The sequence below is a fragment of the Nonomuraea sp. NPDC004580 genome, from assembly GCF_040609855.1.
GTDB lineage: Bacteria > Actinomycetota > Actinomycetes > Streptosporangiales > Streptosporangiaceae > Nonomuraea > Nonomuraea salmonea.
Map to the genome: position 1 here is coordinate 194,639 of NZ_JBEXLH010000006.1, position 11,066 is coordinate 205,704.

General features: G+C 69.8%; 11 protein-coding genes. 7 read left to right on the top strand and 4 right to left on the bottom strand.

Annotated elements, in window-relative coordinates; translation table 11 throughout:
* The first annotated feature begins 32 nt into the window (after positions 1–32).
* Entirely contained in the window at positions 33–830 is a 798-nt protein-coding gene (hisN, locus tag ABZW11_RS10345) for a histidinol-phosphatase (protein ID WP_355414782.1), read from the top strand.
* On the opposite strand, the gene ABZW11_RS10350 is transcribed toward hisN, so the two are convergent.
* Positions 820–2,520, bottom strand: a complete 1,701-nt coding sequence (locus tag ABZW11_RS10350; RefSeq protein WP_355414784.1) for a right-handed parallel beta-helix repeat-containing protein — start codon at positions 2,518–2,520, stop codon at positions 820–822. The genes hisN and ABZW11_RS10350 overlap by 11 nt on opposite strands.
* Before the next feature lie 58 nt (positions 2,521–2,578).
* On the opposite strand from ABZW11_RS10350, the gene ABZW11_RS10355 reads away from it, so the two are divergent.
* Positions 2,579–3,418, top strand: a complete 840-nt coding sequence (locus ABZW11_RS10355) for a TetR/AcrR family transcriptional regulator (protein ID WP_355414786.1) — start codon at positions 2,579–2,581, stop codon at positions 3,416–3,418.
* Positions 3,419–3,427: 9 nt separating this feature from the next.
* On the opposite strand, the gene ABZW11_RS10360 is transcribed toward ABZW11_RS10355, so the two are convergent.
* Positions 3,428–4,213, bottom strand: coding sequence for a fructosamine kinase family protein (locus tag ABZW11_RS10360; protein WP_355414788.1), 786 nt, complete (start codon positions 4,211–4,213; stop codon positions 3,428–3,430).
* Complete coding sequence (locus ABZW11_RS10365; RefSeq protein WP_355414790.1) at positions 4,200–4,673, bottom strand: low molecular weight protein-tyrosine-phosphatase; 474 nt, start codon at positions 4,671–4,673, stop codon at positions 4,200–4,202. Before ABZW11_RS10365 ends, ABZW11_RS10360 begins: the two co-directional genes overlap by 14 nt.
* A 176-nt stretch (positions 4,674–4,849) precedes the next feature.
* Here ABZW11_RS10365 and pstS point away from each other — a divergent pair, with 176 nt between their 5' ends.
* Genes pstS through ABZW11_RS10390 form a run of 5 tightly spaced genes read left to right on the top strand, consistent with a single transcriptional unit; the run spans position 4,850 to position 9,339 of the window.
* Complete coding sequence (gene pstS, locus ABZW11_RS10370; RefSeq protein ID WP_355414792.1) at positions 4,850–5,962, top strand: phosphate ABC transporter substrate-binding protein PstS; 1,113 nt, start codon at positions 4,850–4,852, stop codon at positions 5,960–5,962.
* Positions 5,963–5,969: 7 nt separating this feature from the next.
* On the top strand, positions 5,970–6,950 hold the full coding sequence (gene pstC / locus ABZW11_RS10375; protein WP_355414794.1) for a phosphate ABC transporter permease subunit PstC: 981 nt from the start codon (positions 5,970–5,972) through the stop codon (positions 6,948–6,950).
* Complete coding sequence (gene pstA, locus ABZW11_RS10380) at positions 6,947–7,822, top strand: phosphate ABC transporter permease PstA (protein WP_355414796.1); 876 nt, start codon at positions 6,947–6,949, stop codon at positions 7,820–7,822. Before pstC ends, pstA begins: the two co-directional genes overlap by 4 nt.
* Positions 7,823–7,837: 15 nt before the next feature.
* Complete coding sequence (gene pstB, locus ABZW11_RS10385; RefSeq protein ID WP_355414798.1) at positions 7,838–8,614, top strand: phosphate ABC transporter ATP-binding protein PstB; 777 nt, start codon at positions 7,838–7,840, stop codon at positions 8,612–8,614.
* Positions 8,614–9,339 carry a response regulator transcription factor gene (locus ABZW11_RS10390; RefSeq protein WP_355414801.1) on the top strand — a complete coding sequence of 242 codons (726 nt, stop codon included), beginning with the start codon at positions 8,614–8,616 and terminating at the stop codon, positions 9,337–9,339. The genes pstB and ABZW11_RS10390 overlap by 1 nt, the downstream gene beginning before the upstream one ends.
* A gap of 208 nt (positions 9,340–9,547) precedes the next feature.
* Here the strand turns inward: ABZW11_RS10390 and ABZW11_RS10395 are convergent, their stop codons facing one another.
* A complete protein-coding gene (locus ABZW11_RS10395; RefSeq protein ID WP_355414803.1) occupies positions 9,548–10,396 on the bottom strand; it encodes a serine hydrolase in 849 nt (282 codons plus the stop codon).
* Between the last annotated feature and the right edge of the window lie 670 nt (positions 10,397–11,066).

The following is an 11,066-nucleotide window of genomic DNA, read 5'->3' on the forward strand; positions in this document are numbered from 1 at the left end:
TCCGTATGGCCAACGCGGTAGCGTGGGCGACCGTGCAGGGTTATAACGATGATCTTCGCCTCGCGCATGTCATGGCGGACGCCGCCGATGACCTGACCATGCGGCGGTTCAAGGCGGTCGACCTCAAGGTCGAGACCAAGCCCGATCTGACGCCGGTCAGCGACGCCGACCGCGCGGTGGAGGAGGCCATCAGGGGCACGCTGCGCCGTGCCAGGCCGCGTGACGCGGTGGTCGGCGAGGAGTTCGGGAAGACCGGCTGGGGCGCCCGCTCGTGGATCATCGACCCCATCGACGGCACCAAGAACTACGTACGCGGCGTGCCCGTCTGGGCGACCCTGATCGCGCTCATGGAGTACGGCAAGGTCGTCGTCGGCCTGGTGTCGGCCCCCGCGCTGGGCCGCCGCTGGTGGGCCGCGACCGAGGGCGGGGCGTGGACGGGCAGGAGCCTGACCAAGGCGTCTCGCATGCAGGTGTCCTCGGTCACCTCCCTGGAGGACGCGTCGTTCTCGTACTCGAGCTTCGGCGGCTGGGAGAAGACCGGCAAGCTGGACAACTTCCTCAACCTGAGCCGCGCCTGCTGGCGGACCCGCGCGTACGGCGACTTCTGGTCGCACATGATGGTCGCGGAGGGCTCGGTCGACCTGTCGGCCGAGCCGGAGCTGTCGCCGTGGGACATGGCGGCGCTCACCGTGATCGTCGAGGAGGCCGGCGGCGTCTGGACCGACGTCGCCGGCGTCAAGGGCCTCGAGGGCGGCAGCCTCGTCTGCACGAACGGTCACGTGCACGCCGAGGTCATCGACCGCCTCAACGGCACCACGGTCAGGACCTGACGCCCGCCCTGTCGTGGATGGCCTGGGTCGCGGTGGTCAGGGCGCCTTCGTCGGCGATCGTGACGTTCCCCTCGTACGTCACCCCGCTCGGCGGATCGTCGTGCCCCACCGGGTCGGCGTCCCAGAAGTTGCCCCGGTAGGTGACGTTCTCCAGCGGCGGCCCGACGTGCAGCACGGCCGTGTTGTCGGCCCGCATGACGACGTTCTCCTCGACGAGCACCCAGCTCGCGCCGTAGTCGGTGTAGAGCCCGAAGTTGTACGGCGTCACCGTGTCCATGATGACGTTGCCCCGGACGACGGCCCCGCTCTCCGCCGAGTCGCCCTGCGGCCCCGACAGGTAGACGCCACCCCCGTCGGCCAGCACCTGCAGGGTGCGCGCGGTCAGGTTGTGCAGGATGTGGGTGCCCTCGCCGGGGCCTGCCACGATGCCGCAGTGGGGCACGTCGGTGACCTCGTTGTGCGCGACGACGCAGCCCCGGGTGCCGGAGATGGCGATGCCGGGCGACCCGCTGAACTCCAGCCCGCTCCCGCGCACCCGGTTGTCCTCGATCGCGGCGCCCCGGGTGCCGGTCACGGTGACGCCGCCGCCGGCCAGCGTGTCGAAGGCGCACCGCCGTACGGCGACGCCGTCGCCCCCGCTGACGCTGAGCCCGGTGGCCCCGAGCCGGGTGAACCGGCACCCCGTGAGTTCGACGCCGTCGGCGTCCTCGATCTGTACACAGGCCGGAACCGTGACGGAACTCAAGGGATACGTCACGTAGGAGCCCTCGCCCAGCTCGGCCCGCTCGACCGGCCCGCCCTCGTAGAACCCGCTGCCGTGATAGTGCACGAACCCCTCGGGCCGCCCCGGCCGCAGCCACGTGGCCTCGGCGAACACCAGCCCGCGCAGGGCCACCTCGCGTGCCCCCGCCAGCCGTACCAGCGTCTCCAGCACCGGCGCGACCACCCGCGCGGACGCCGGCTCCTCACCCGGCAGCGGCAGGTACATCAGCACGTGCGCGCCCGGCCGCGACCGGTCGAGCACGAAGGCGCCCGGCTCGCGCAGGAAACTCGGGTCGTTCTCGACGGACGTGGGCAGGCCGGGGCCGATGGAGGTGTGGCCTTCATAGACGGACCGGTAGAGCGCGTACGCCCACGCGTACCCGGGCCGCGCCATGGTGATCACGGTGGAGTCGCCCTCGCGCGCGATGCCGGCCACCTGGAGCCTGGCCTCGGTCCACGGATAGACGCCGCGATGCACGAACTCGACGTTCTGCCAGCTCAGCGGCTCAGGGCTGTCGGTGACGTAGCCGGTCTCGGTCGCCGTGACCGTGCCGGGCAGGCCGGGGACGGCGGCGCGCGGTGCCCGCCGGCCGTTCACGTAGAGCTGCCGGGTGTCGAGGTCGCCGGCCTCGGCCAGCCAGACCCCGTCGTCGCGCACCCGCCAGCCGGTGATCTCCCGCCCGCCGCTGATGACCGGCTCCTCCTGCTCGGGAGTGCCGTGGCCGGCCGCCTGATAGACCGTCCCCGAGTCGTCGGCTCCCAGCTCGAACGGGCGGGTCAGTACGTGGACGCCGCCCCGCAGGTGCACGACCGCCTTCCCACCCGCCTCGCGGGCCGCCGCGCGGGCGCGTTCGAGCGTGGCGAACGGCCGCTCCTGCGAGCCGGGCCAGGAGTCGTCGCCGGCGGGCGAGACGTAGATCTGTTCCATGAGCCACCCCTGCTGTCGTTTATGTCGTACACAGATTTGTACACCATAAACTAGACCCATGGACGACGGTGTCGAATTGTTGTGGCGCGACAGGGACGACGAGAGCGCGCGGCGCGCCGGGCTGAGCCTCGACCGGATCGTGCGGGCGGGCATCGAGCTGGCCGACGCCGAGGGGCTCGACGGCCTGTCGATGCGCAAGGTCGCCGACCGGCTCGGCTTCACCACGATGTCCCTCTACCGTCACGTGCCAGGCCGCGACCAGCTCGTCGCCCTGATGCGCGACGCCGCCATCGGCGAGCACCTGAACGAAGAGCCCGCCGAAGAGCCGGCCGGCGCGGGCTGGCGCCCGAGACTCGAGGCCATGATCAGGCAGGGCTGGCGCTGCCGCCGCCGCCATCCCTGGCTCGCCGAGGTCAGAGGCACCCGCAACGTCCCGGGCCCGAACGCGGTGGCGCTCTTCGACCGCATGCTGAGCACGCTCACCGGCACCCCGCTCCACCCCCGCGAGGTGATCGCCGCCGTCAACCTGGTCGGCCGCTTCGTGGACGCCGAGGCCCTGAGCCTCGTCGAGACCCTGCGCGAGGAGCGCAGCAGCGGCGTGTCCGAGGAGGAGTGGTGGGGCGCTAGAGACTCCCTGTACGAACGCCTCCCCGCCTACCCCACGATCACCCGCCTCTGGGAGACCGGCGGCTGGGACGCCCCTGAGGACTCCTTCGAGTTCGGCCTGCGCCGCATCCTCGACGGCATCGAAGCCCTCATCCAAGAACGTGATGAAAAGCGTGACGAAACTTGCGCCGAGTGCGGCAACAAGCTGGACCCCGCCCCATCGGGCCGCCCCCGCGTCTACTGCTCCCGCGCCTGCCAGCAGCGCGCGTACCGCCGCAGAAGAACGCCTTGAAAGGACGCCTTAGAGCGAGAGCACTCGCCGCACCGCCGCCATCAGGCTGTCCCGATAGCCGCCCCCGTACAACACCACATGGACGAGCAGCGGATGCAGCTGATGCACCGGCACCCGCTCCCGCCACCCCCCGGCGAGCGGCCACTCCTCCCGATAAGCCCCCAGCACCCGATCGAGCTGCGGCAGCCCGAACAGATCGAGCATCGCGAGATCCGTCTCCCGATGCCCGCCGTGCGCCGCCGGATCGATCAGCACCCCCTGCCCACCCGACCACAACACGTTCCCGCTCCACAGATCCCCATGGATCCGGGCAGGCGGCTCGGGCGGCCCCGCCACCTCCGGCAGCCGCGCCACGGCCCGCTCGACCAGCGCGACGTCCGAGGCGGACAACCGCGCCTCCCGCAGGAACGGCAGCACCCGCCGCTCCCCGTAGAACGTCGCCCAGTCAGAGGCGTCCGCGTTGTCCATCGGCAACTCGGCGATGAACCCGGGCCACGGAGCCCCGAACCGATCGGCACCCGCCCGATGCATCCGCGCCAGCATGCGCCCGAACCGCTCGGCCGCCGCCCGATCGGGCCGCTCCTCGCGTACCCAGGCCAGCACGAGCCGATCAGGCTCAGCCTCGATCACCTCGGGCACCGCGGCGACCTCGCCCAGCCAGCGCAGCCCGGCGGCCTCCGACACCAGCACCTCGGAGGCGGGCCCGCTCTTGACGAACACCGCCCGCCCGTCGTCCAGCACGCCCCGCCGCAGCCGCCGCCCGTGCGACGTGCCGAGTTCCTCAGCGAATCTCATCGGCGATGTGCTTGGCGACGCCCTCAGCGGCCGACTCGACCAGTTGCAGCACCTCCTCGAACCCCTCACGCCCCCCGTAGTACGGATCAGGCACCTCCGCCCCTTCAGGCGCGGCGGGATCGAACGACCGGAACAACCGCACCTCCACCCCAGCAGGCGCCAGCCGCCGCAAATTGGACAGGTTGTCCCGATCCATGGCGAGCACCAGGTCGTACCGGTCGAACCAGTCCTTGGTGAACTGCCTGGCCCGGTGCGCCGACCCGTCGTAGCCGCGCAGGGTGAGGATCTCCAGCGCCCGCTCGTCCATCGGATCGCCCACGTGCCACCCGCCGGTGCCGGCGGAGTCGACCGCGACCTGCGCGCCGAGCCCGCGGTCCGCGAGCACCTTGCGCAGCACCACCTCCGCCATCGGCGACCGGCAGATGTTCCCCATGCACACCACGACCACGCGATACGTCATGCCTTCATTCTCGCCAATGATCCGAGGTGAGCCGTTCACCAAGAGGCACCTGACGGTGAACCGGTGCAGCACACCGACCCGCAGCGTTCACCGTCCGTTCATCCGCTCTCGGGAGGCGAGTCACCTTCGCTGCATAGCTTCATGGCGACTAAGGATCAAGTGGGAGGAACCCAACCGTGAAGTATGCAGGCCGGCTCGCCGCCGTCGCCGTCGTCGGCGCGCTCTCGCTCGCTGCGTGCGGCACAGACAACAACAACCCCTCGGGCAGCGGCACGACCGCCGCGACCGCCGCCGCGACCGCCGCGGGCAACGACAACGGTCTGAGCGGCTCGATCAACGCCGCAGGCTCCTCTGCCCAGGCCAACGCGATCACCGAGTGGACGAAGAACTTCACGGCCACGAACCCTGGTGTGACCCTGAACTACCAGCCCAGCGGCTCCGGCGCGGGCGTGCAGGCGTTCATCCAGGGCACGGTCGCCTTCGCCGGCTCCGACTCGGCTTTGAAGGACGACGAGCCCGCCCAGGCCGACGCGCGCTGCAAGACCGGCAAGGCCATCAACATCCCGATGGTCACCGGCCCGGTCGCGGTTGTCTACAACCTCCCCGGCGTGGACGGCCTGCAGCTGTCGCCGAAGACGCTCGTCGGGATCTTCAACAGCAAGATCACCAAGTGGGACGACCCGGCCATCAAGGCCGAGAACCCGAGCGCCCAGCTCCCGTCCACGCCCATCCAGGCCGTCCACCGCTCGGACGAGTCGGGCACCAGCGACAACTTCACCAAGTTCCTCAAGGCCACCGGCGACTGGCCGTACGAGCCCGGCAAGGCCTGGCCCGCCGAGGCCAAGGGCCAGGGCGCCAAGGGCTCCGACCAGATCGCCGCCAGCGTGAAGGACTCCGAGGGCGCGATCAGCTACGTCGAGCTCTCCTACGCCGAGAACTCCTCGCTGCAGACGGCCAAGATCGCCAACGGCGCCGGCGAGTACGTCGAGCTCACCCCGGAGAGCGCGGCCAAGACCGTCGAGACCGCCGAGGTCAAGGGCACCGGCAACGACCTCGCCCTGTCCATCGACTACGCCACCAAGACCCCGGGCGCCTACCCGATCGTCCTGGTGACGTACGAGATCACCTGCGAGAAGGGCCTGCCGGCCGACCAGCAGAAGATCGTCAAGAGCTTCCTCACCTACACCGCCAGCGACGAGGGCCAGGCGGCGCTGAAGGAGCTGGGCTACGCCCCGCTCTCGGGTGAGCTGCTCACCAAGGTCAGGGCCGCCGTCGAGGCCATCTCCTAGGCAGCCGATGACGACCGACGTACGTACCCGTGAGGGCGGACCGGACACCAGCCGGTCCGCCTCGCGGCGCAGCCTCGGTGAAGGCCCCTTCCGCTTCGCCTCCACCGCCGCCGGCGTCGTCCTGCTGGGGATCATGGCGGCCATCGCCGTGTTCCTCATCGGCGAGGCCATCCCGGCGCTCCAGGCGAACAAGGCGTCCTTCCTCACGGAGCTGACCTGGGACCCCAACGGCCAGCAGGAGTTCGGCATCGCCGCGCTGGCCTTCGGCACCGTGCTCAGCTCCGCCCTCGCGCTGGTCATCGCCACCCCGATCGCCGTCGGCGTGGCGCTGTTCATCTCGCACTACGCCCCCCGCAGGCTCGCCGCGCCGCTCGGCTACCTCATCGACCTGCTCGCCGCGGTCCCCAGCGTCGTCTACGGCCTCTGGGGCCTGGCGTTCCTGGTGCCGCTCATGCGGACGCCGTCGCAGTGGCTCAACGAGCACCTCGGCTGGTTCCCGCTGTTCGCCGGCGAGGGCGTGATCGGCGGCAAGACCATGCTCGCCGGCGGCATCGTGCTGGCCATCATGATTCTGCCGATCATCGCGGCCATCTCGCGCGAAGTGTTCCTCCAGGCGCCCAAGATGAACGAGGAGGCGGCGCTCGCGCTCGGCGCGACCCGCTGGGAGATGATCAGGATGGCCGTCCTGCCGTTCGGCCGCCCCGGCGTCATCAGCGCCGCCATGCTCGGCCTCGGCCGCGCCATGGGCGAGACCATCGCGGTCGCGCTGATCTTCCCGGCCACGTTCGACATCACCTTCGAGATCCTCACCCCGCACGCCAACAGCATCGCCGCCAACATCGCCAACGGCTTCGGCGAGGCCACCGAGATCGGCAGGGGCGCGCTGATCGCGTCCGGTCTGGTGTTGTTCCTCATCACGTTGCTGGTCAACATGGGAGCGCGCGTGGTCATCAACCGTCGCAAGGAGTACGCGAGGGCCGGTACATGACCTCGATCCAACACATCTCCACCGGCCGCCGCATCAAGGACCGGGTCGTCCAGGGCCTGGTCTACCTGGCGTTCGCGCTGGCCGTCGTGCCGCTCGTCTCCGTGCTGTGGCTGGTCATCTCCAACGGCCTGGCCCGGTTCGACCTGGAGTTCCTCACCCACTCCATGAACGGCATCGGCGCCAGGGACGCCGGCGGCGGCGCCTACCACGCCATCGTCGGCACCCTCGAACAGGTCCTGCTCGCCTCCGTCATCTCGGTCCCGATCGGCCTGTTCACCGCCATCTACCTCGTCGAGTACGGCGAGGGCGGCCGCCTCAGCCGGGCCATCAGCTTCTTCGTGGACGTCATGACCGGCATCCCCTCGGTCGTCGCCGGCCTGTTCGTCCTCGCGTTCTGGATCCTGTTCCTCGGCTTCCCCTACTCCGGCTGGGCGGGCGCGCTCGCCCTGTCCATCCTGATGATGCCGACCGTCGTCAGGTCCGCCGAGGAGATGCTGCGCCTGGTGCCTGGCGACCTGCGCGAGGCCTCGTACGCGCTGGGCGTCCCCAAGTGGCGCACCATCGTCAAGGTCGTGCTGCCGACCGCGTTCACCGGCATCGTCACCGGCGTCATGCTGGCCGTGGCCCGCGTCGCCGGCGAGACCGCGCCGCTGCTGATGACGGTGTTCTTCACCAACTCCATCAACAACGACCCGTTCAACGGGCCGCAGATGGGGCTTCCCCTCTTCGTCTTCGACCAGGCGGCCCGTCCCAACGACACCGCCATCGACCGGGCGTGGACCGGAGCCCTCACGCTGATCCTGATCGTCATGCTGCTCAACCTGGTGGCGCGTCTCATCGCCTGGTGGCGTGCGCCTGCCAAGGGCCGATAGGGGGTAACCACCACAATGTCCAAGCAGATCCAGGTATCGGGCCTCGACGCGTACTACGGATCGCACAAGGCGATCGAGGACGTGTCGATGACCATCGAGCCGCGGTCGATCACCGCGTTCATCGGGCCGTCCGGCTGCGGCAAGTCGACCTTCCTGCGCACGCTCAACCGCATGCACGAGGTCATCCCCGGCGCACGCGTGGAGGGCAAGGTGCTGCTCGACGGCGAGGACCTCTACGCCCCCACCGTCGAACCCGTCTCCGTCCGCCGCATGATCGGCATGGTCTTCCAGCGCCCGAACCCGTTCCCCACGATGTCGATCTACGAGAACGTGGCCGCCGGGCTCCGCCTCAACCGCCGCGTCAGCAAGTCCGAGACCGACGCCATCGTGGAGGAGTCGCTCAAGGGCGCCAACCTGTGGAACGAGGTCAAGGACCGCCTCAACAAGCCCGGCGCCGGCCTGTCCGGCGGGCAGCAGCAGCGGCTCTGCATCGCCCGCGCGATCGCCGTCCAGCCCGAGGTCCTGCTCATGGACGAGCCGTGCTCCGCGCTCGACCCCATTTCCACGCTGGCCATCGAGGACCTCATGGCCACGCTGAAGGACCAGTACACGATCGTCATCGTCACCCACAACATGCAGCAGGCCGCCCGGGTCAGCGACCGCACCGCCTTCTTCAACCTCGCCGAACAGGGCAAGCCCGGCAAGGTCATCGAGATGGACGAGACGTCCCGCATGTTCACCAACCCCTCACAGAAGGCCACCGAGGACTACATCACGGGGCGCTTCGGCTGATGACCCACCAGCAGGCGGCGCCCACGATGAACGGGGACACGAGGGCCAAGCCCGTACTGCTCATCGCCGACCCCGACGGCTCCGTGGTGGACGACGTCGCCACCGCCCTCGAACGCGAGGGCGTGGCCGTCACCGGGGCGCCCGACGGCGCCCAAGGGCTGCTGCAGGCCGGAGCCCTGCAGCCGGACGTGGTGCTCGTCGCGGCCACGCTGCCGGTCATCGACCCGGTCGAGTTCGTCCGCGCCGTACGCCTCGCGCGCACCGTACCCGTCCTGCTCGGCGTCGGAGAGGGGCATGCCGAGCAGGCCGTCCGCGCGCTCGCGGCCGGCGCCGCCGCCTGCGTGGCCCGGCCCTACCGGGTGCCGGAACTGCTGCCGTTCATCCAGGCCAGCTCCCCCGAGTCGCGCAAGGTGCTCACCGTCGGCTGCGTCGAGCTGGACGTCCACGCCTACCAGGTACGCGTCGCCGGCCGCGCCGTCCACCTGCCGCTACGCGAGTTCGAGCTGCTGCAGTACCTCATGCGCAACGCCGACCGCACGGTCACCCGCGATCAGATCATGCGCCACGTCTGGCACGCCGCCGCCCACACCTCGACGAACACCATCGCGGTTCACGTCAAACGTTTGCGAGCGCGCCTGGGCGACGAGGACGACCAGCTCATCCAAACGGTCCGCGGCGTCGGCTACCGCCTCGTCACCCCGACCACCTCCAAAACCCTCACCTGACAGCGAGAACCCATCACCCCGGGCACCACCGAGAACCCCGCACAGCACGCCCCGACACCCATCACCCCGGGCACCACCGAGAACCCCGCACAGCACGCCCCGATACCCATCACCCCGGGCGGGTCCGGGGGCATCGCCCAGCGCGCCCGATATCCGTTACTTCGGGCACCTTCAGGCTCTCGCTCAGCGCGCCCGGCCCCGCAGCCCGTCACCCCGGGCAGTTCCGAAAAGCCCGCATGACGCGCTCTGCGACGCCTTCGACGGTCGTTATGCCGTACTCCACGTGAGGGCTGCCCTCACTGAGCACCGCGATCGCGAAGTCCCGCCCGTCGCTCCTGATCAGCCCGACACTGGCCGTGGCCCAGCGCTTGTTGGACACCCGCTTGAGCCAGCCGTTCTTCAGCGCCACTCGCTCCCCACGGCACGCGGCGGCACTCACCCCCCAGTCCTGCCCGTCCACAACGGCGCCCATGAGACTCAGCACCCGCGCGCGATCCTTCTCCTTAAGCGGCCCCTTCTTGGAGACCAGCGCCCCCATGAGCCGCACCTGATCGTCAACGGACGTCGGAGTGATCCCCCAGCAGTACAGATCCACGCACGTCCCCGCCACCCCCCGCGTCTCCCGCAGCCCAAACGCCCTGCCCACCGCATCGAACCCCGGCACCCCGCCGATCCGCTCCCACAACCGATCGGCCGCATGGTTGTCGCTGTACCGAATCATCCGCTCAGCATCCCGCCGCACCCCGACCGGCAACGCCTTCCAGCTGGTCCCGACCAACACCCCAAGAAGTATCTGCACCTTGGCCACACTGGCGGTGATCATCCGCTCGCCCGAGTGATACCGATAACTACGCCCAGCCCCCAACTCCTTGACCATCACCGCAACCCGCCCGACCCGACCCGCAAGATACCGATCAAGCCGCTTCGAAATAGCCTTGGCCGGCACCTCCTGCCGCTCAACAACCCGCCGCCGCCCAACCACCAGTTGCCGCGCCGCCGCCTTCTCCCCTGACCCCACCCACGCACTCCCAACCCGCAGCACCGCCTGGCCTTCCACCTGTACACCCACCCGAGCATCAACCTGACGCACCCCTACATCCACTTGAGTCGCCCCAGCACCCCCCGGGCCCGGCACGGCCCTCGCCCAACTCGGCCCCCCAGCGCCCCGAACTGGCCCCGCACCCACCGACGCCACTGCACCCGTGCTCACCGGCCCCCGCTCCCCACCAGCATTGGCCGCCCTCACCTCACCAGCCACCGCCAAGGGCACAACCAACCCCACCACCCCAAAAAGCAGCCCCACCACCTTCACACAAACCCCGGCCATTCGATCATTATCACGACATCACTCCCCAACCCGCCACCCCAGGCCGTCTCCAACATCGCCGGCTCCAAGAGCCGGCATCACCGAAGAAGCCCCGACTCGCGAAGAAGACGAGCGGCCATACGAAAGACCGCGGCCCTCGAAGACCCCGCAGGCGAAAACACAGCAACCCCCGAAGAATCCCGCACAAACGACGGGACCGCAGCCTTCCAAGGAAGACCGGGAACCACGCGAAAAAGGCCCCAGCCATGCGAAGAATGACCCTGGCCGGGCGGAAAATGGCCCTCACCATGCGGAAGAAAAGGGGTCCGGACATGCGGAAAGGGCCCCAACACCCCGTAAGGCGTTGAGACCCTTCCCCAAAGATTGTCCGGCGGTGACCTACTCTCCCACACCCTCCCGA